This window comes from Streptomyces sp. NPDC002845 (assembly GCF_053591955.1).
On record NZ_JBSFUU010000052.1, the window covers coordinates 48747 to 69471 of the forward strand.

13 protein-coding genes and 3 pseudogenes are annotated in these 20725 nt (G+C 70.9%); 10 read left to right on the top strand and 6 right to left on the bottom strand.

Going from position 1 to position 20725, the window contains the following annotated elements:
- The first annotated feature begins 47 nt into the window (after positions 1–47).
- The gene (locus ACWD3C_RS31495) at positions 48–1058 is read left to right on the top strand and encodes a helix-turn-helix transcriptional regulator (protein WP_451149571.1); all 1011 of its coding nucleotides are present in this window, start codon (positions 48–50) and stop codon (positions 1056–1058) included.
- Here the strand turns inward: ACWD3C_RS31495 and ctaD are convergent.
- A pseudogene (gene ctaD / locus ACWD3C_RS31500) lies at positions 967–2698 on the bottom strand (aa3-type cytochrome oxidase subunit I). The gene ACWD3C_RS31495 and the pseudogene ctaD overlap by 92 nt on opposite strands.
- A gap of 429 nt (positions 2699–3127) precedes the next feature.
- Here ctaD and ACWD3C_RS31505 point away from each other — a divergent pair.
- Positions 3128–3343 (top strand): I78 family peptidase inhibitor, encoded by a 216-nt coding sequence (locus tag ACWD3C_RS31505; protein WP_451149572.1) that lies wholly within the window; start codon positions 3128–3130, stop codon positions 3341–3343.
- Positions 3344–3446: 103 nt separating this feature from the next.
- Here the strand turns inward: ACWD3C_RS31505 and ACWD3C_RS31510 are convergent, their stop codons facing one another.
- Together ACWD3C_RS31510 and ACWD3C_RS31515 are read right to left on the bottom strand one after the other, a co-directional pair.
- Complete coding sequence (locus ACWD3C_RS31510; RefSeq protein WP_451149573.1) at positions 3447–4460, bottom strand: phosphatase PAP2 family protein; 1014 nt, start codon at positions 4458–4460, stop codon at positions 3447–3449.
- 219 nt (positions 4461–4679) lie between these two features.
- The gene (locus ACWD3C_RS31515) at positions 4680–6080 is read right to left on the bottom strand and encodes a glycosyltransferase family 39 protein (RefSeq protein ID WP_451149574.1); all 1401 of its coding nucleotides are present in this window, start codon (positions 6078–6080) and stop codon (positions 4680–4682) included.
- 270 nt (positions 6081–6350) lie between these two features.
- Between ACWD3C_RS31515 and ACWD3C_RS31520 the strand changes: the two genes are divergently transcribed.
- Together ACWD3C_RS31520 and ACWD3C_RS31525 are read left to right on the top strand one after the other, a co-directional pair.
- Positions 6351–8009 (top strand): MFS transporter, encoded by a 1659-nt coding sequence (locus tag ACWD3C_RS31520; protein ID WP_451149575.1) that lies wholly within the window; start codon positions 6351–6353, stop codon positions 8007–8009.
- A gap of 297 nt (positions 8010–8306) precedes the next feature.
- Positions 8307–9515: an acyl-CoA dehydrogenase family protein gene (locus tag ACWD3C_RS31525; protein WP_451149576.1), complete on the top strand. Its 1209-nt coding sequence runs from the start codon at positions 8307–8309 to the stop codon at positions 9513–9515.
- A 44-nt stretch (positions 9516–9559) separates the two neighbouring features.
- Here the strand turns inward: ACWD3C_RS31525 and ACWD3C_RS31530 are convergent, their stop codons facing one another.
- A complete protein-coding gene (locus tag ACWD3C_RS31530; RefSeq protein WP_451149577.1) occupies positions 9560–9997 on the bottom strand; it encodes a cell division protein SepF in 438 nt (145 codons plus the stop codon).
- A 299-nt stretch (positions 9998–10296) separates the two neighbouring features.
- Here ACWD3C_RS31530 and ACWD3C_RS31535 point away from each other — a divergent pair, with 299 nt between their 5' ends.
- The 4 genes from ACWD3C_RS31535 (at position 10297) to ACWD3C_RS31550 (ending at position 15258) form a co-directional block, all read left to right on the top strand.
- Positions 10297–11499 carry a DUF5685 family protein gene (locus tag ACWD3C_RS31535; RefSeq protein ID WP_451149578.1) on the top strand — a complete coding sequence of 401 codons (1203 nt, stop codon included), beginning with the start codon at positions 10297–10299 and terminating at the stop codon, positions 11497–11499.
- A 372-nt stretch (positions 11500–11871) separates the two neighbouring features.
- Positions 11872–12777 carry a S1 family peptidase gene (locus ACWD3C_RS31540; protein ID WP_451149579.1) on the top strand — a complete coding sequence of 302 codons (906 nt, stop codon included), beginning with the start codon at positions 11872–11874 and terminating at the stop codon, positions 12775–12777.
- 207 nt (positions 12778–12984) lie between these two features.
- On the top strand, positions 12985–13878 hold the full coding sequence (locus ACWD3C_RS31545) for a slipin family protein (RefSeq protein ID WP_451149586.1): 894 nt from the start codon (positions 12985–12987) through the stop codon (positions 13876–13878).
- 297 nt (positions 13879–14175) lie between these two features.
- Positions 14176–15258 carry a S1 family peptidase gene (locus tag ACWD3C_RS31550; RefSeq protein ID WP_451149580.1) on the top strand — a complete coding sequence of 361 codons (1083 nt, stop codon included), beginning with the start codon at positions 14176–14178 and terminating at the stop codon, positions 15256–15258.
- A 28-nt stretch (positions 15259–15286) separates the two neighbouring features.
- On the opposite strand, the pseudogene ACWD3C_RS31555 reads toward ACWD3C_RS31550, so the two are convergent.
- Positions 15287–15728, bottom strand: a pseudogene (locus tag ACWD3C_RS31555) (hypothetical protein); the annotation flags it as partial.
- Positions 15729–15880: 152 nt separating this feature from the next.
- Between ACWD3C_RS31555 and ACWD3C_RS31560 the strand changes: the two are divergent.
- Both ACWD3C_RS31560 and ACWD3C_RS31565 read left to right on the top strand, forming a co-directional pair.
- Positions 15881–19324 (top strand): DNA polymerase III subunit alpha, encoded by a 3444-nt coding sequence (locus ACWD3C_RS31560; RefSeq protein WP_451149581.1) that lies wholly within the window; start codon positions 15881–15883, stop codon positions 19322–19324.
- Entirely contained in the window at positions 19321–20334 is a 1014-nt protein-coding gene (locus ACWD3C_RS31565) for a DNA polymerase Y family protein (protein WP_451149582.1), read from the top strand. Before ACWD3C_RS31560 ends, ACWD3C_RS31565 begins: the two co-directional genes overlap by 4 nt.
- 17 nt (positions 20335–20351) lie before the next feature.
- Here the strand turns inward: ACWD3C_RS31565 and ACWD3C_RS31570 are convergent.
- Positions 20352–20471, bottom strand: a pseudogene (locus ACWD3C_RS31570) (cupin domain-containing protein); the annotation flags it as partial.
- Positions 20472–20725: the final 254 nt, after the last annotated feature.

Below are 20725 nucleotides of genomic sequence, written 5' to 3' on the forward strand. Positions count from 1 at the left end.
GGCATTGCGGACGCCCCCTGTCCTCAATGCCTGGCAGACTCGCGCCCATGTTGGAGACATCGGCACGCCTGCTCCGCCTGCTCTCGCTCCTCCAGGCCCACCGCGAATGGTCCGGCGCCGACCTCGCCGAGCGTCTCGGCGTCACCCCGCGCACCGTGCGCCGCGACGTGGACCGGCTGCGCGAGCTCGGCTACCCGGTGAACGCCAGCCCCGGCACCGGCGGCGGCTATCAGCTCGGCGTCGGGGCCGAGCTGCCGCCGCTGCTGCTGGACGACGAGGAGGCGGTCGCCGTGGCCGTCGGGCTGCGCACGGCGGCCGGGCAGGGCATCGAGGGCATCGGCGAGTCCTCCGTACGGGCTCTCACCAAGCTCGAACAGGTGCTGCCCCACCGGCTGCGCCGCCGCGTGGGCGCCCTCAACGCGTTCACCGTGCCGATGCTGCGCGGCCCGCAGCCCTCGGCCGTCGACCCGGCCGTCCTCACCGAACTGGCGAACGCCTGCCGGGACGCCGAGCGGCTGCGCTTCGAGTACCGCGGCCACGACGGCGCCCCCACTCGCCGTACGGTCGAACCGCACCGCCTGGTGTGCACCGAGCGCCGCTGGTACCTGGTCGCCTGGGACGTCGACCGCGACGACTGGCGCACGTTCCGCGCCGACCGCATCACCCCCCGGCCGCCGCACGGGCCGCGCTTCACGCCCCGCGAGGCACCGGCCGAGGACCTGGCCGCGTACGTCTCCCAAGGCGTCTCCACGCGCGCGTACGCCTCGCACGCCGTCGTCCGGCTGTTCGTGCCCGTGGAGGAGGCGGCCGAGCGGATCTCGCCCTCGGCCGGGGTCCTGGAGGCGGAGGGCCCCGGCAGTTGCGTCCTGCGCACCGGGGCCGCGAGCCTCGACGTGATGGTCATCCACGTCGTGCTGATGGGCTTCGCGTTCGAGGTGATCGAACCCGATGAGCTCACCGAGGCGATCAGAGTGGCCCGGGACCGTCTGTCGGCCGCTCTCGACCGAAGCGGATCTGAGGGCTCCGTTCCTGGCCGGAGCGGGCCCGGGGCGGTGTGAGGGCCGCGTACTCCGGATGGTGCAGGTCGAAGGCCGGGGACTCGGAGCGGACCCGGGGCAGCGTTTCGAAGTTGTGCCGCGGCGGCGGGCACGCGGTCGCCCACTCCAGGGAGCGGCCGAAGCCCCAGGGGTCGTCGACGTCGACCTTCCTGCCGTACTTGGCGGTCTTCCAGACGTTGTGGACGAACGGCAGTGTCGACAGGCCGAGCAGGAAGGCGCCGATCGTCGAGACGGTGTTGAGCGCGGTGAAGCCGTCGGCGTCCAGATAGTCCGCGTACCGCCGTGGCATGCCCTCGGCGCCCAGCCAGTGCTGCACCAGGAACGTCAGGTGGAAGCCGACGAACAGGGTCCAGAACTGGATCTTGCCGAGCCGTTCGTCGAGCATCTTCCCGGTGAACTTGGGCCACCAGAAGAAGAAGCCGGCGAAGGTCGCGAAGACGACGGTGCCGAACACCACGTAGTGGAAGTGCGCGACGACGAAGTACGTGTCCGTGACGTGGAAGTCCATTGGCGGCGAGGCCAGGATCACCCCGGTCAGCCCCCCGAACAGGAACGACACCAGAAAGCCGACCGACCACAGCATCGGTGTCTCGAAGGACAGCGAGCCCTTGAGCATCGTCCCCGTCCAGTTGAAGAACTTCACGCCGGTCGGCACGGCGATCAGGAAGCTCATGAAGGAGAAGAACGGCAGCAGCACCGCGCCCGTCGCGAACATGTGGTGCGCCCACACGACCACCGAGAGCCCGGTGATCGCCATCGTCGCGCCGACCAGCGTCAGATAGCCGAAGATCGGCTTGCGGCTGAACACCGGGATGATCTCCGTGATGATCCCGAGGAACGGCAGCGCGATGATGTACACCTCGGGATGCCCGAAGAACCAGAACAGGTGCTGCCACAGCAGCGCCCCGCCGTTCGCCGCGTCGAAGATGTGGCTGCCGAAGTGCCGGTCCGCCTCCAGACAGAGCAGCGCGGCCGCCAGCACCGGGAACGCCATCAGGATCAGGATCGACGTGAAACAGCGTGTTCCAGGTGAAGATCGGCATCCGGAACATCGTCATACCGGGGGCGCGCATCCCGATGATCGTGGTCAGGAAGTTCACCGCGCCGAGGATCGTGCCGAAGCCGGCCAGCGCCAGCCCCATGATCCACATAGCCGCCCCGATGCCCGGTGATCGCTCCAGACTGTTGAGCGGCGCGTACGCGAACCAGCCGAAGTTGGCGGGCCCCGAGGGCACCAGCAGCGAGCCCATCACGATCAGCCCGCCGAACAGGAACAGCCAGTACGACAGCATGTTCAGCCGCGGGAACGCGACGTCCGGGGCGCCGATCTGCAGCGGCATGATCTCGTTGGCGAAGCCGGCGAAGGCCGGGGTCGCGAAGAGCAGCAGCATGATCGTGCCGTGCATGGTGAACAGCTGGTTGAACTGGTTGTTGTCCATGAGCTGCGAGCCGGGCCGGGCTAGCTCGGCCCGCATCAGCAGCGCCATCAGACCGCCGACCAGGAAGAACGCGAACGAGGTGATCAGGTAGAGATGGCCGATCTTCTTGTGGTCGGTGGTCGTCAGCCAGTCGACCATCACTCGCCCCGGCTGCCTGGTCCGTACGGGTCCCGCCGTCGCCTGCGCGGTGTCCGTGCCCATCGCCCGCCCCTTCGCTGTCGCGTCCTGGGCCTGCTCGAAGCTCACGCCATGATGCTCGCGTCGTCCGGCGCTCCGACAGGGGACGTGCGGGGGTTGTGTGCCGGAACCGTGTATTTCCCATGAGGGTTCGGCTTCTCGGAGCCGTCCGGGAAGCCGAATGGAATGGCGCGACCGGGTGGCCGACGGCGCCCTTTTCGACGCGCTATTCGAGACGGCGTCACGCTGGTCCAGAATTACGTTCGAAACCGTCTGGAACACGTGAGGATGCGCCCATTTGTGTGACGGCCCGCTGCGGCAGCAACTGATGTCACGGCGACCGGAACGCGTGTCGTGATCCTGTGACAGAAGCGTGACCGCCGGGGAACAGGTGACCCACCGTGGCGGGCCCCGGACTTCCCTGCCCGCGAGGTGCCGCCTAACGTGGCGGGCATGGCACCCATTCCCACCCCGCCCGCAGAGCCCCGGGACAATCCGGACTCATACGTCGGCCTGGACGCGTCCGCCGCCGAGCGCCGCGCCCGTGAGCGCGGCTGGTCCTCGGTCAGGGCGCTGCCGCCGGGGGCGATCATCACGATGGAGTACCGCGCGGGACGGCTGAACTTCGAGGTCAAGGACGGCCGGGTGACGAGCTGCTGGAAGGGCTGAAGCATCGCACGTCACGGCGAAGGCCCGGCTCCGTGAGGGAGCCGGGCCTTCGCCATGCGGGGGGGGGGGGGGGTGTTGTGCGTACCGGCCCCGCTGTCTCGTGTCAGCCGCCCGCGTAAGGACGGGTCGTCGACGTCGTGCCGCGCGGCAACCGGTCCGAGTGCGGTGGCCTGCGGCTGCCCGCCGGGGTGACCGGGGTGCGCTCCGAGCGCGTGGTGTGCGGCCCCGGTGCCAGGTGGTGCGCGGGCGCACGGCCGGCGCGGGCCGCGATCGTCGTGTCGCGGGCGGTCGCGGGCTCCTCACCGGGCTTGCGCAGCGTGGAGGCGCCCACGGCCGTGACGGGCGGCGCGAGGGCCGTACGCCGGTCGCGCCAGGTGTCCCGCAGCGAGAGTATCCGCACCTCGGCGCGGGCGATCATCGGCTCGAACCAGGGCAGCGCCAGCAGGATCAGCAGCCCCGCGGCCCAGCCCAGCACCACGTCGCTCAGCCAGTGCGTACCGATGTAGACCGTAGTCAGACCGACGCCCAGCGACATCATGGCCGACGTCGCGGACAGCCAGCGCCGGGCTCTCGGCGAGGACGCCAGATAGGCGAGTATGCCCCAGGTCACCACGGCGTTCGCGGTGTGGCCCGAAGGAAATATGTCGCCGCCGGCCCACATCTCGTTCGAGCCGACCTCGGTGGCGTAGTGCGGTCCCAGGCGGCCCATGCCGAGCTTGGCGGCACCCACCGTGACGTTCAGCAGCAGCAGCGAGACGCCGAGTACGAGCATCGGGCGCACGGTGTGCTGCCGCCAGCAGCGCCAGCCCAGCCAGGCCGCGACCATCACGGCGGTGGGTCCGCGCTGGCCCAGCACCACGTAGTAGTCCAGGAGGGCGTGGACCTCGGGCCACTGCTGGTACGGCCGGAAGAGCATGATCTGCCAGTCGATCCGGACCACCCACGAGGTGATCACCACGGCCCACACGAGCGCCGCGTAGAAGGCCAGGGTGGCGGACAGCAGCACCACCCTGTGCCGGGTCATCACCGGCACATCGATGTGGGCCGGCCGTTCTGGCTCACGGTCCAGCCGGGCGAAGACCCGGTCCAGACGAGTCAGCTTTCGTTCGGTACGCACTCAATCGACGTTACAGCGAGTGAGCTCTCGACTGGCTGCAAACACAGGCTTTGTGATGACGATGTGATGTGGGATCGCCCTCGGATTGAGGTTTATTTCCACGCAATCGTCAAACGTCGAGAGCACGCCACCCCTCAATTCCATTGCACCATGCGGGTTATCTTTTTACTGCCCTTTTGGTTTCGTTCACCGGAAGCTTGAGTGGCATTCCCCTGTCGCTCATGGTGGACCGGTGCCGTTCAGCCAGAACGCCCCGTACGCCGCCGAGGCCACCGCGACGGCACTCAAGATCACCGCTGACCTGGGTGTACGCAGCCGGGCCAGGGCCGTCGCGAGCGGCAGGAGCAGGGGGAAGGCGGGCATCAGCAGCCGGGGCTTCGAGCCGAAGTAGCTCGCCGCGCACAGCGCGAGCGCGACGACGACCCCGGTGTACACCAGCAGCGACAGCGGCTGCCCCTGCCGTACGCCCACCACGTACAGCCACACGACCAGCGCCACGCCGACCAGCAGCCCGGCCCCGGCCAGGGCCGACGGGAATGACGTGAACTTGTCGGCGACGAACCGCGCGAAGGCCCAGCCCCCGTCGAAGCCGTTGCCCCAGCCCGCCTGGACGCCGACATAGCCGAGCAGACCGTCGCCCGTGCGGTGGCCGACCCACAGCACATACCCGGCGGCGCCGAGCGGCGCGAGGAGCATGCCGAGGGCGCGCCGGAGAGCGGGAGCGCCGTCCGGTACCGACGCGCTCCCGTCTCGTACGGACGAGGGAGAGGCGCCACGGCGCTGGACGGACGGGGGAGACTCGCCCTCCTCCTCCCGGAGGGATGGGGGAGACGCGTCCTCCTGCCGGACGGACGGGGGAGACGCGCCTGCCTGCCGGATGGGCGAGCCGGACGCGCTCCTCTGCCGGGGGGACGGGGGAGACGCGTTCTCCTGCCGGACGGGAGAGAGGGACCCGTCCTCCTGCCGGACGGACCGGAGAGACGCGCCCCGCTGTCGTATGAACGACACGACCCCCGCGACCCAGACCGCCGCGACCACCGCCACCCCCACCGGCCGTGTCAGCCCGGCCAGCGCGGCGAGGGTGCCCGCGATCAGCCAGCGGCCGGTCAGCAGCGCGTACAGCGACCAGGCGGCGAGGGCGGTGAACAGTGACTCGGTGTACGCCATCGACTGCACGATGCCGACGGGCAGCACGGCCCACAGCAGGACGGCGCAGATGCCCGCGCGGCGCCCGTACAGATGGTCGGCGACCGCGAAGATCCCCCAGGCCGCGGCGATCGAGGCGAGCGTGCTGACGGCGAGGCCCGCGTCCGCGTACGACAGCGGCGTCACCGCTGACACGGCCCGCTCCAGCCAGGGCAGCAGCGGGAAGAAGGCGAGGTTCGAGTGGACATCGCCGTTCGGGAGCCGGACCTCGTAGCCGTAGCCGAGGTCGGCGACCCTGACGTACCAGAGCGAGTCCCAGCGGGCCGACAGCAGGGTGTGCGCGCTCTTGTCGCGCGTCGCGCTCCACAGGGCCAGCACGACCAGGCCCAGGGCGCGCACGGCGGCGTACCCGAGGAGTGCGGGGGCGGCCCTGCGGACCAGGGGCGCCGCCGGGCGCGTATCAAGATCGGTCACGCGCTCGATTATCGGGGGCGCGAGGAACCGGGCGGCCCTTTCGGACGTGACGCACGACAGGGAGAGGCATCAGGGGCGTGGCGCATACCACACCGCCCGCAGGAGGCGCGTGAGAGGTCCACCACGCGTCACTGGCCGGAACTCGCGTACGCTGACGACTCGCTCGCCTTCGTTGCGTGGGTCCGGGACGCCGCTCCTCCCGGATCGTAGCCGCCGGGGAGTCCCCACCCGGTCCCGCCGAACGCGAGGGAACATCTGGGAGGTACGTACATGTCCGGGACGACCACGGCCGCCGCGCGGTGCCGTCGGGAGGCCGGGGCCGGTGCCAACCGCTGGGTCGTCCTCGTCGTCCTGTGCACCAGCCTGCTCCTGGTCGCCGTCGACGCCACCGTGCTGCACGTCGCCGTGCCGGCCGTCACCGAGGACCTCAAGCCCAGCGGGATAGAGCTGCTCTGGATCGTCGACGCCTACCCGCTCGTCTGCGCCTCGCTGCTGATCCTCTTCGGCACGCTGGGCGACCGGGTCGGCCGCAGACGCGTCCTGCTCCTCGGATACGGACTGTTCGGCATCGCCTCGGGCCTCGCGGCCGTCGCGGACAGCGCCGAGGTCCTCATCGCCGCCCGCGCGCTGCTCGGCGTCGGCGGTGCGATGATCATGCCCGCGACCCTGTCGATCCTGCGGCAGGTCTTCCCCGACCGCCGCGAGCGGGCCCTCGCCATCGGTGTCTGGAGCGCCGTGGCCGCCGTGGGCGCGGCGGTCGGACCGCTGCTCGGCGGCTTCCTGCTGGAGCACTTCTGGTGGGGTTCGGTCTTCTTCGTCAACATCCCGCTGATGCTGATCAGCCTGCCGGTCGGCCGGCTTCTGCTGCCCGAGTCGACAGGGCCGCGCGGCGGACCCTGGGACGTGGTCGGCGCGCTCATGGCCGCCGCCGGACTCTTCGGCCTCGTCCTCGGCGTGAAGCGGCTCGGCGGCGGGGAGCCGCCCTTCGACCCGTACACGGCGCTCCCCCTGCTCGCGGGCGGCGTCCTGCTGACCACCTTCGTACGGCGTCAGCGGCGGCATACGCATCCGCTGGTGGACATGCGGATGTTCGCGCGCCCGGCGTTCAGCACCTCCGTGGGCTGCATCGTGCTGGCCATGCTCGCGCTGGTGGGCCTGGAGCTGATCGCGGCGCAGTATCTGCAACTGGTACTCGGGCTCTCGCCGCTGGAGACGGGACTCAGACTCCTGCCGCTGACCATCGCGGCGATGGCGGCGGGCCTGGCCGGCGCCAAGCTGCTGCACCGCTTCGGCCCCCGCTGCATGGTCTCCCTCGGCTTCTGCCTCACCGCGGGCGCCGTCGTCCTGCTCACCGCGATGGGCCGCCACGACAACGCCGGGCTGCTGCTCGCCGGGTTCGTCCTGCTCGGGTTCGGCCTGGAGACCACGCTCTTCGGGGCGTACGAGTCCATGCTCAGCGAGGCGCCCCCGGCCCAGGCGGGCGGGGCCGCAGCCATCGGCGAGACCTCGTACCAACTGGGCGCCGGCATCGGCATCGCCCTCCTCGGCAGCGTCATGAACGCGGCGTACGCGCCCGGCCTCTCCTCCGTCCCCGGCGTCCCCGCCTCGGCCACGGCAGCCGCCGGCCACTCGCTGGGGGAGGCGTACGAGGTCGCCGACCGGCTCGGCGGCGACTCCGGCGCGGCCCTGCGGAACGCGGCCCGCGACTACTTCGTCCACGGTCTGCATGTGACCCTGCTGGTCAGCGCGGGTCTGCTGCTCCTCGGCGCGGTGCTGGCGCTGCGGCTGCCGCGGACCATGGAGTGCGGGGCGCCCGCGGCGGGCCCGGCGGACGTACCGGTGCCCCGGAAGGAGAAGCAGGTGTCCGGGGAGGACATCCCCGCTCCCCGCGAGGCGGCGTCGGCCATGCGCGCCGAGTCGGTCGGCTGAGGGACGTGGAGTTCGTCGGTTGAGCGGGGCTCGGCACAGCTGGTCCGCGCCGTCGGGCTTCCCGCCGTTGCGGCGGAAAGAAAGCGGAAAGAAAAAAGCGGAAAGGGAGCGGAAAGAAACTCGACGGGCTCCCGAGGACACGAGGGAACCCGTCTCGGGCGGGAGGTACTCCTGCGGCCGGCCCGGCAAACCTGCCCTGCCGGACTCGCTCCCCCTGGACTTGCGGGACACTGCCGCATAGCGTCGACGTCGACCCGTAACTAGCGTTGCTAGTTTTAGTCTGCCGGAGGCTGCCCCATGTCCGCGACCTCGAAGTCAGCGAAGTCCTCGAAGCTGCCGCCCTTCGACCCCGCCGATCCCCTGGGCATCGACGACCTGCTCGACCCGGAGGACCTCGCGATCCGCGACACCGTACGGACCTGGGCCGCGGACCGCGTGCTGCCGTACGTGGCCGACTGGTACGAGAAGGGCGAGCTGCCCGCGATCAGGGAGCTGGCACGGGAGCTGGGCGCGATCGGTGCCCTCGGGATGTCGCTCGACGGGTACGGGTGCGCCGGGGCCAGTGCCGTGCAGTACGGGCTCGCCTGTCTGGAGCTCGAAGCCGCCGACTCCGGCATCCGGTCGCTGGTCTCCGTGCAGGGCTCCCTCGCGATGTACGCCATCCACCGCTTCGGCTCCGAGGAACAGAAACAGCGGTGGTTGCCGCGGATGGCCTCCGGCGAGGTCATCGGGTGCTTCGGGCTCACCGAACCCGACCACGGATCCGACCCGGCGTCGATGCGCACCTACGCCAAGCGCGACGGCGGCGACTGGGTGCTCGGCGGCCGCAAGATGTGGATCACCAACGGGTCCGTCGCCGGGGTCGCCGTCGTCTGGGCGCAGACCGACGACGGGATCCGCGGCTTCGTCGTACCCACCGATGCCCCCGGCTTCTCCGCACCCGAGATCAAGCACAAGTGGTCGCTGCGCGCGTCCGTCACCAGCGAGCTGGTCCTCGACGACGTGCGACTGCCCGCCGACGCCGTACTGCCCGAGGTGACCGGCCTCAAGGGGCCGCTGAGCTGTCTCTCCCACGCGCGCTACGGCATCGTGTGGGGTGCGATGGGGGCCGCGCGGTCGTCCTTCGAGGCCGCCGTCGAATACGCGAAGACGCGGGAGCAGTTCGGGAGGCCCATCGGGGGGTTCCAGCTCACCCAGGCCAAGCTCGCCGACATGGTGGTCGAACTGCACAAGGGGATTCTGCTCGCCCATCATCTGGGGCGGCGGATGGACGCGGGAAGGCTCCGTCCCGAACAGGTCAGCTTCGGGAAGCTCAACAACGTGCGCGAGGCGATCGAGATCTGCCGTACCGCCCGTACGATCCTCGGTGCCAACGGCATCTCCCTCGAATATCCCGTCATGCGGCACGCGACCAACCTGGAGTCCGTGCTGACGTACGAGGGCACCGTCGAGATGCACCAGCTGGTGCTGGGCAAGGCGCTCACCGGTTTCGATGCCTTCCGTTGAAGCCACGTACCGAACCGAAAGGTCGTGCCGACGAGCCGCCTTGCTCAGCTCTGGTTGAAGAAACCGTCCGTCTGACGGCCCGCGGCCTCGCCGCTGACGATCTCCGTGTCGGCCGGGGTCAGCAGGAAGACCCGGTTCGACACCCGCTCGATCGAGCCGCGCAGACCGAAGATCAGGCCGGCCGCGAAGTCGACGACGCGCTTGGCGTCGGCGGGCTCCATGTTCGTGAGGTTCATGATGACCGGGACGCCGTCCCGGAAGAGCTCGCCGATGCTCCGGGCGTCGCGGAAGCTGTCCGGAGTGACCGTGCCGATCCGGCGGCCCTTCTCCGACGCGGACTCGGAGGCGACCTTGACGCGAGGGTCGGTGACCCAGGCATCGCCGGACTCCCGCTCATCGGCGTAGTCGTCGTCGTAGTAACGCTCGTCATCGTTGTCGTCGACGAGGCCAAGCCAGGCACTCGCCTTGCGCACCGATCCCATGGACGCCTCCTCTCACAGCGGTCTTTTTTGCCATCCGCATCCCTATCGTCGTCCATGATGCGGATCGTGCGCCAAGGGGTTGGGCGCCGCGCGGGGGTTTCGTGACGGTACTGGTGCAGAACCAATTCGTCGAGAGGCCATGCGCCCCAAGGGGTTTGCTGTGCACGGCTGCTGACTGTGAGTGAAATATGATTTCTCTCGGCGGACGGGTGACGGGTGAGGCGTACGGGTGAACGGGGCGGCCCGGGTGGTCGGTACGATGCCGCGGCTCAATGTCGTACGCATCACGGGGGAATGTCGTGTTCGGAATCGTCCGGCCCTGCCGTCACCGGCTCGGTGAAGGGCTGCGGACCCGGTGGATGGCGCATCTGTGCGGGCTCTGTCTCGCGCTGCGCGGGGACCACGGGCAGTTCGCACGGGTCGTCACCAACTACGACGGGCTCCTCGTCTCGGTTCTGACGGACGCTCAGGCCGGGCCCGACCGGTCGGCCGGACGGCGCCGGACCGCCGGGCCCTGTCCACTGCGCGGGATGCGCACCGCCTCGGTCGCGCGGGGCGAGGGGGCACGGCTCGCCGCCGCCGTCTCGCTGGTACTCGCCGCCGCCAAGGTGCGCGATCACCTGGCCGACGGGGACGGGCTGCCGGCGCGCGGGCCGGTGGCGTTCGCCGCGCGCCGGGTCGCCGTGCGCTGGGGACGCGCGGGCGCTCGTACGGGATCTGACGTCGGGTTCGACACGGGCGTGCTCGTCGACGCCGTGGACCGGCAGCTCGGCATCGAGGCGCTCGCCGGGCCGGGCACCCCGATCCTGACCGTCACCGAGCCGACCGAGACCGCGACCGCCGCGGCCTTCGCGCACACCGCGTTCCTCGCCGGACGCCCGGCCAACGCGGAACCGCTCGCCGAGGCCGGCCGCCTCTTCGGTCGGCTCGCCCATCTGCTGGACGCCGTGGAGGACAGGGAGCCCGACGCCGCGTCGGGCGCCTGGAACCCGTTGACGGCCACCGGTACGTCGCCGGCCGAGGCCCGGCGGCTCGCCGACGACGCCCTGCACGGGATACGGCTCGCGCTGCGCGAGGTGGCCTGGGGGTCCGGGGTCTCCCCGGAGAGACACGGCACGGATGCCGAGCTGGCGCACGTTCTCCTCGTGCACGAGCTGCGGAACTCGGTGGACCGGGCCTTCGGCACCACCTCGTGCGAGCACACCCCCCAGGCGTACGGCAACCCGTATGCGCCGACCGGGCCCAGCGGCCCGCCGCCCCCTCCCGAGCCCCCGCGCCGCGACCGGCGCGGGCTCCTCGCGGGGTGCCTGGTGTGGGCGGGGCTCGCCTGTACGTGCCAGATGTGCTGCGGGGAGTACGAGGACCCGTGGACCGGGGAGCGCAAGGGGGGCCTCTGCCAGCGGTGCGACTGCGACAACTGCTCCGATTGCTGCGACTGCTGTGACTGTTGCGGCGGTTGCTGCGACGGCTGTGACGGGTGCGACTGCGGTTGTAACTGCTAGCGCAGGAAGCTCCCTCCGGCCGGTTCCTACGGCGGACATATGGACATATGAAGGAACATGCTGGGACCGGCCATCGCGGCGGGGAGCGCGACCTGTTCCGACCAGCGCCGGGAACCGCCCGAATCCGGCACTTGGGGCGCACACGGAATCCTCACAACTGTATGCGTGGGGTCAACTTCTGCTGATGGTGCGCGTGTTGAAGGCCGCTCGGCCGAAAGGCCCTCTTGCGCCGGTCGGCCGCGCGGCCGAATACTTCCCCGAAGCGCCTTGTCAGGGGCACGTCGTGTTCGGAATCCGGACACTTCCCCTGATCTGGCCTCACGGGCCCCGACCCCACGCGGGCCCCCGACTTCCCTCAGGAGGGAACGAACAGTGAGGATCAAGCGCACCACCCCCCGCAGTGGCACAGCGAGACGGACCCGGCTGATCGCCGTCGCCTCCGGACTCGCCGCCGCCGTCGCCGTCACCGTCCCCAGCGCGAACGCGAGTGACGTGCAGACCTTCAGCACGGCCGAGCTCAAGCAGGCGAGCTCCTCGGTGCTCAAGGCCGATGTGCCCGGCACCGCCTGGGCGATCGACGAGAAGACCGGCAAGGTCCTCGTCACCGCCGACAGCACCGTCTCCGCGGCGGAGATCGCGGAGATCAAGGAGGCGGCGGGCGCCAACGCCGGCGCCCTGACGATCAAGCGCACCCCCGGCAAGTTCAACAAGCTGATCGGTGGCGGCGACGCCATCTATGCGAGTAGCTGGCGCTGTTCGCTGGGCTTCAACGTCCGCAGCAGCAGCGGAGCCGAGTACTTCCTGACCGCCGGTCACTGCACCGACGGCGCGGGCACCTGGTGGGGCAACTCGTCCCGCTCCACGACCCTCGGGCCGACCGCCGGATCGAGCTTCCCGGTGAACGACTACGGGATCGTCCGGTACAGCAACACGTCCATCAGCAAGCCCGGCACCGCGGGCAACGTGGACATCACCCGTGCGGCCACCCCGAGCGTGGGCACCAACGTCATCCGTGACGGCTCCACCACCGGCACCCACACCGGCCGTGTCACCGCGCTCAACGCGACCGTCAACTACGGCGGCGGTGATGTCGTCTACGGCATGATCCAGACCAATGTCTGCGCCGAGCCCGGCGACTCCGGCGGCCCGCTCTACGGCAGCAACGGTGTCGCGTACGGTCTGACCTCCGGCGGCAGCGGAAACTGCACCTGGGGCGGTACGACCTTCTTCCAGCCGGTCACCGAGGCCCTGAGCGCCTACGGGGTCAGCGTCTACTGACCCGACCCGCACCCGGTGTCCGCACCTGGTGCGCGCACATGGTGCCCTCCCGGCACCCGCACGACCGAACCCTGCAGCCAGCAGCGGGCGAGCCCCCGCACGGCCCATGCCGTGCGGGGGCTCGCCCTTGTTCGGCGGACGGAGTTACCGTCGAGGTACACGTGAGTACGTCCTCTCATACGCCCACTTCGGACCCTGGGGGCCGTGATGGTCGAGGAGCTGGTGACTGCGGGAATCTCCCTCGCGTCCGTCGGCGCGGTGTACGTGATGTCGGCGGCCCGGGTGGTGCGGCAGTACGAGCGGGGGGTGGTGTTCCGGCTCGGCCGGCTGAGGTCGAAGGTGCGGGGGCCGGGGTTCACGATGATCGTGCCCGTCGTGGACCGGCTCCAGAAGGTCAACATGCAGATCGTGACGATGCCCGTGCCCGCGCAGGAGGGCATCACGCGGGACAACGTGACCGTGCGGGTGGACGCCGTCGTCTACTTCAAGGTGACCTTGCCGGCCGAGGCGATCGTGCGGGTCGAGGACTACCGGTTCGCGGTCTCGCAGATGGCGCAGACCTCGCTCAGGTCCATCATCGGCAAGAGCGAGCTGGACGATCTGCTCTCCAACCGCGAGAAGCTCAACCAGGGGCTGGAGCTGATGATCGACAGCCCCGCCGTGGAGTGGGGCGTCACCATCGACCGCGTCGAGATCAAGGACGTCTCGCTGCCCGAGACGATGAAGCGCTCCATGGCCCGGCAGGCCGAGGCCGACCGTGAGCGGCGGGCCCGGGTCATCAACGCCGACGCCGAGCTCCAGGCGTCGAAGAAGCTGGCGGAGGCCGCCGGGGTGATGTCCGACCAGCCCGCCGCTCTCCAACTCCGGCTGCTGCAGACCGTGGTGGCGGTCGCGGCCGAGAAGAACTCCACGCTCGTCCTGCCCTTCCCGGTGGAGTTGCTGCGGTTCCTGGAGAAGGCCCAGCAGCAGGGGCCGGCGGTGCCGCAGGCTCCGGCGAGGCCGGCACCCGAAGTCGAGCGGCAACCGGTGCAGGAGCAGCTCCCGCCCTCCGCTCCCCGTCTGGATGCGGACCCCGAAGGATCGAAATCCGGACAGGACTAGACCTCGTGGGTTGTTGAGATTCTGGTCGCCGCATGTGTTTGCGGTGTGAACTTTCGGGGTTGGATACCGGTCGGTAACGACGCATGGGGCGCACGCCCGCTGATGTGAGGCGGCGGAGTGCGCGTCCTGAAGTCGACCTTGTGTGCTCCCTGTGGCCTGGGAATAGTGGGCGGCACAAGTTGGCATGGACGCGACTGACCGAAGCTTTTGCGGTCGGTCGCCTCCGTGCCGATACGCCTTCCGGCCGACCGGGGTCCCCACGCCTCTGGCGGCCAACCCCCCACAGGAGGACGTGAGTTGAAGCACCGACGTATATCCGGGCGGCGTACCGCCGTGGCAGGTGCCGGTATCGCCGCACTGGTCGCCGCGGGAGTCACCTTCCAGACTGCGAACGCCAGTGAGGCTCCGCGGACCCCCGAGCTGAAGACCCTCTCGATCGAGGCGGCCGGAAAGCTCGCCTCGACCCTCGGCCAGGACCTCGGCGCCGACGCGGCGGGAACGTACTACGACGCGAAGAGCAAGCTCCTCGTCGTCAACGTGCTCGACGAGTCCGCCGCCGAAGCCGTCGAGGCGGCCGGCGCCGAGGCCAGGCTCGTGGAGAACTCCCTCGCCGAGCTGACGAGCGCCCGTACGACGATCGAGCAGGACGCGAGCATCCCCGGCACCTCGTGGGTCACCGACCCGGCGACCAACAAGGTGGTCGTCACCGCCGACCGCACGGTCTCGAAGGCCGAGTGGACCAAGCTGACCAAGGTCGTGGACGGTCTCGGCGCCACGGCCGAGCTCAAGCGCACGAAGGGGGAGTTCAAGCCCTTCGTCGCGGGCGGCGACGCCATCACCGGGGGCGGCGGCCGCTGCTCCCTCGGCTTCAACGTCATCAAGGACGGCGAGCCGTACTTCCTGACCGCCGGGCACTGCACCGAGTCCATCTCGACCTGGTCGGACTCGTCCGGCACGGTGATAGGCGAGAACGAGGACTCCAGCTTCCCGGGTGACGACTACGGCCTGGTCAAGTACACGGCCGACGTCGACCACCCCAGCGAGGTCAACCTCTACGACGGCTCCTCGCAGAGCATCACCGGCGCGGCCGACGCCACCGTCGGCATGGAGGTCATCCGCAGCGGCTCCACCACCCAGGTGCACGACGGCACGGTCACCGGCCTGGACGCCACCGTGAACTACGGCAACGGCGACATCGTCAGCGGCCTCATCCAGACCGACGTCTGCGCCGAGCCCGGCGACAGCGGCGGTTCGCTCTTCTCCGGCAGCAGCGCGATCGGCCTCACCTCCGGCGGCAGCGGAAACTGCTCGTCGGGCGGTACGACCTTCTTCCAGCCGGTCACCGAGGCGCTGAGCGTCTACGGTGCCGAGATCGGCTGACGGTCGTAGCGGCCCTGGGGCTGATCGGTCAGCGGCCATGGGCTGATCGGCCCGGCGAGGTCCCGCCTCCGCGTTCGCGGGGGCGGGACTTTCGTATGCGCCCGTGCTGCGCGGGACCCGCGTCGGCAGCCCAGGCCGAGAGCACCAGCAGCGGGGCCGTCACGTCGTTGCCCCTGAAGTGCGCGATCGAGCGTGCCGCCCAGGTGCCCGCCCCCCGGCGGCAGGGCCGGCCCGATCGCCCTCCAGAACGGCGGCGGCACCGGCGGCGGCAGGGCACCGCCCGCGTTCGGGGTGCTCGCGATCACCACCAGCAGGACGGCGAACAGGGCAAGGGCGGCGGCGAGCCGGATCACGGCACGCCGCGGATTGGCGGGCCGGGCCCGATTGGAGAGGACCGTGCCGCCGCCGGAGGCGACCAGGAGCGTGTCGGTGGTGCCGGCCGTGTCGATCACCAGGGCGCCATCGATCTCCGAGTGGCACGGCGTTTCCGCAGGTGGGAGAGGCCCGAACGGGCGTCGTACAGGAGTTCGAAAATTGGTTTATGGTGGGGGTGGGAAAGCTGTGAACTGATGTTCGAGTGCCGTTTTCGTCGCGGGGCTCGCCGGAGTGCGGGAGGTGCGTGGTGCCGGGTTTCACGCATCTGCACACCGCGTCCGGGTTCTCCCTGCGATACGGCGCCTCGCACCCGGAGCGGCTGGCCGAGCGCGCCGGTGAACGGGGTATGGACGCCCTCGCCCTCACCGACCGCGACACCCTCGCGGGCGCGGTCCGCTTCGCCAAGGCCTGCGCGAAGGCGGGAATCCGCCCGCTGTTCGGGGTGGAGCTGGCCGTGGGTGAGCCGGAGGAGGGGGTACGGCGGGAGCGGCGGCGGCGCGCTCCCGTCCGTGGCGGTGCTTTCGTCGATGAGTCGGCACCCCGGGTGACCTTCCTTGCCCGGGAGGGCGCGAAGGGCTGGGCGGAGCTGTGCAGAATCGTTTCGGCGGTGCATGCGGAAGGCCGCGAAGGTCCGCCGGTACTGCCCTGGCCGGCCCGCGCCGCCGAAGGGCTGACCGTCCTGCTCGGCCCCGCCTCCGACGTGGGCCGCGCACTCGCCGCCGGACGCCCCGACCGCGCCGCGAAGCTCCTCGCGCCCTGGCGGGAGATCTACGGCGACGCCCTGCGCCTCGAAGCGGTGTGGCACGACCGCAAGGGCACGGGCCCCGGTTCACTGCGTCTGGCCGCCCGCACCGTCGGCTTCGCCGCCGAGCAGCGCGTGCGGCCCGTGCTCGGTAACGCCGTCCGGTACGCCGACCCCGGCATGGGCCCGGTCGCCGACGTCCTCGACGCGGCCCGCCGCCTGGTCCCCGTCGACCCCCGCCGCGAGCTGGACTCCGGCGAGGGGTGGCTCAAGGGCGCGGGCGCCATGCTGCACGCCGCCGAACGGATCGTCGAGGCCGCGGGGTACCGCCGCGACATCGCGTACCGCCTGCTCGAACAGACGCAGGCGACGGCCGCCGAGTGCCTGGTCGACCCCGAGGACGACCTCGGCATCGGGACCGTCCACTTCCCCGAGCCGCACCTCGTCGGCGCGGGCCGCCGCACCGCGCAGCGCGCGCTGGCCTCACGGGCGGCGGCGGGGATGGTGCTGCACGGGTACGACTCGAAGCGCGAGTACTGGGAGCGGATGCACCAGGAGCTGGACGTCATCGCCCACCACGGCTTCGCCTCCTACTTCCTGACGGTCGCCCAAGTCGTCGACGACGTACGGAAGATGGGCATCCGGGTCGCCGCGCGCGGCTCCGGCGCGGGCTCGCTCGTCAACCACCTCCTCGGCATCGCACACGCCGATCCCGTCGCCCACGGGCTGCTGATGGAACGGTTTCTGTCCAAACGCCGGACCGTACTGCCCGACATCGACATCGACGTGGAGTCCGCGCGCCGCCTGGAGGTCTACCGCGCGATCATCGCCCGCTTCGGCACCGAACGGGTCGCGACCGTGGCGATGCCGGAGACGTACCGCGTACGGCACGCCATCCGTGACGTGGGCGCGGCCCTCTCCCTCGACCCGGCCGACATCGACCGGATCGCCAAGTCCTTCCCGCACATCCGGGCCCGCGACGCCCGGGCCGCGCTCGAAGAGCTACCCGAGCTACGGCAGCTGGCGGAGGAGAAGGAGCGGTACGGCCGGCTGTGGGAGCTGGTCGAGGCGCTCGACGCCCTCCCGCGCGGAGTCGCCATGCACCCGTGCGGGGTACTCCTCTCCGACGCCTCCCTCCTCGCCCGTACGCCGGTGATGCCGACCAGCGGCGAGGGCTTCCCCATGTCGCAGTTCGACAAGGAGGACGTCGAGGACCTCGGGCTGCTCAAGCTCGACGTGCTGGGCGTACGGATGCAGTCGGCGATGGCGCACGCGGTGGCGGAGGTGGAGCGGGCGACGGGGGAGCGGATCGACCTGGACGACCTCGACATCGAGAAGGGCGACCCGGCGACGTACCGGCTCATCCGTTCCACCGAGACGCTGGGCTGCTTCCAGATCGAGTCGCCGGGGCAGCGGGACCTGGTCGGGCGGTTGCAGCCGTCGACCTTCCACGACCTCGTGGTCGACATCTCCCTCTTCCGGCCCGGCCCGGTCGCCGCCGACATGGTGCGGCCGTTCATCGCGACCCGGCACGGGCGGGCGCCGGTCCGCTACCCGCACGAGGACCTCGAAGGGCCGCTGAAGGAGACGTACGGCGTCGTCGTCTTCCACGAGCAGATCATCGACATCGTGCACCTGATGACCGGCTGCGGCCGGGACGAGGCGGACCGGATACGGCGCGGGCTCTCCGACCCCGAGTCGCAGGGGCGGATCCGGGTCTGGTTCGCACAGCACGCGGCCGAGAAGGGGTACGACGCCGAGACGATCGCGCGGACCTGGGAGATCGTCGAGGCCTTCGGGTCGTACGGATTCTGCAAGGCGCACGCGGTCGCCTTCGCGGTGCCGACGTACCAGTCGGCGTGGCTGAAGGCGCACCATCCGGCGGCGTTCTACGCGGGGTTGCTCACGCACGATCCCGGGATGTATCCGAAGCGGCTGCTGTTGGCGGACGCGCGCAGGAGAGGGGTGCCGATCCTGCCGCTGGACGTGAACCGGTCGGCGGTCGCACACCGTATCGAACTGGTGTCCGGTTCTTTGGGAGGCTGGGGTATCCGGCTGGCCCTCTCCGACGTGCACGGCATCAGCGAGGCCGAGGCGGCGCGGATCGCGGACGGGCAGCCGTACGCCTCACTGGTCGACTTCTGGGAGCGGGCCCGGCCGAGCCGTCCGCTCAGCCAAAGACTCGCCCAGGTGGGGGCGTTGGACGCCTTCGGGGCCAACCGGCGTGATCTGCAACTGCACCTGACGGAACTGCACCGGGGAGCGCGCGGTGCGGGCGGAGGCCAACTCCCCCTGGCCGGAGGGCGGAAGACCGCGCCGGCCGGGCTGCCCGGCCTCTCCTCGGCGGAGCAGCTCAGCGCCGAGCTGGGCGTGCTGTCGATGGACGTCTCGCGCAATCTGATGGACGACCACCGGGAGTTCCTCGACGAGCTGGGCGTGGTCTCCGCGCGGCGGCTGCGGGAGGCGCGGCACGGGGAGACGGTCCTGGTCGCGGGCGCCAAGGCGGCGACCCAGACCCCGCCGATCCGGTCCGGCAAGCGGGTCGTCTTCACCACGCTCGACGACGGCACCGGCCTGGTCGACCTCGCCTTCTTCGACGACTCCCACGACACCTGCGCCCACACGGTCTTCCACTCCTGGCTGCTGCTGGTGCGCGGGGTGGTGCAGCGGCGGGGGCCGCGCAGCCTCAGCGTGGTGGGCTCGGCGGCCTGGAACCTCGCCGAGCTGGTCGAGTTGCGAAGGGAGGGCGGGCTCGACGCGGTGGCACCGCGGCTGGCTGGGCCCAAGGGGGAGCCAGGGGCGTCCGACGCGGGCGATGCCACGAACGGCCGCCGCATCCGGATGTCCACCGGATACGAACTGCATCCGTGGGCGGATCTGCGTCCGGCGGGCGAAGAGCCCACGAAGGTACGGAAGTTGTGGCACCAGAGTCCAGGGAGTGCGGGATGACCATCCTCTGCGTACGTTTCCAGCTGCCTCCGATGCACGAGGCCGCCGCCTTGCCTCAACTCCTCGTCCTTGTCGAGGACTTCACCCCGGTCGTCGAGGCGCTGCCACCCGACGGGGCGCTGGCCGATCTGCGGGGCGCCGAGCGGTACTTCGGGCGGGGTGCCGGGGAACTGGCCCCGCTGATCCGGGTGCGGGCCCTCGCCCGGTACGGCGTCGACTGCGCGATCGGCGCCGGGCCCGGCCCGATGCTCGCCCGGATGGCCCTGCGTGAGGCCGCGCCCGGGGGAATCCGGGTGGTACCCCAAGAGCCGGACGCCATAACGGAGTTCCTCGCGGAGCAACCCGTCGCCGCGCTGCCCGGCGTCGGCCACGCCACCGCCCGCACCCTGTGCGAGTACGGCCTCGACACCGTCGGCAAGGTCGCCGCCGCGCCGCTGTCCACACTGCAACGCCTCACCGGCGCCAAGGCCGGACGCGAACTCCACGAGAAGGCCCACGGCGTCGACCGCGGCCGGGTCGTCCCGAACGCCACGGCACTCCCCCACTCTCGACTTCGCTCGAGCGGGGGGACCTCCATCCTCGCCGCCGAACGCCCCTTCTCCCGCGATGAGTTGGACCCCGACCGGCACCGCCGCGCCCTGCTCTCCGCCGCCGGGGAACTGGGGTCCCGGCTGCGCGCCCTGGACAAGGTGTGCCGCACGCTGACCCTCACCGTGCGGTACGCCGACAGCTCCACGACCACCCGCAGCCGCACCCTCAAGGAGCCGACCGCCCACTCCCCGGCGCTCACCGCCACCGCGTACCGCATGTACGAGGCGCTCGGTCTGCAGCGTGCCCGGGTGCGTGCCGTCGCCCTGCGCGCCGAAGGGCTGGCCCCCGCCGAACAGGCCTCCTGCCAGCTCACCTTCGACCCCGTGGACGAGAAGGTCCGCCGTATCGAGGAGGTCGCGGACAGAGCACGGGCCAAGTTCGGTCCGGGAGCGGTGATTCCGGGCACGCTGGCCGCGTAACCCGCCTGCCGAGCCGGTCAGTTGGCCCACGGCGGCACGATCCGCGTACCGTCCGCGAGCTCCGCCGTCAGGCCGACGGAGGTGGTGACCCAGGTGACCGCGGTCCGCTCGGCCGGGTTCTCGACGGCGAGGGTCGCACGAGCCTCACCGCTCCGCTCGGGCTGTGCAGGGAGGCGCGGTTGTGGCGACATGCCTTGGTGAGTGGGCGCTCATGACTCGACCGGAGCGTACCTTGGCGGCCATGCCGAGGGCGGACGCACAAACCGAAGGGGTACCGGCGCCTGCGTAGGGCCGTGCGGTGTCGCGGTTGTCGGGCACCGCCGGTCTACACCGTCGTGGCTTGGCGCCGTTGCGGCGGGGTTGGGGGGGGCGCCCGCGGGGGCCCCCACCC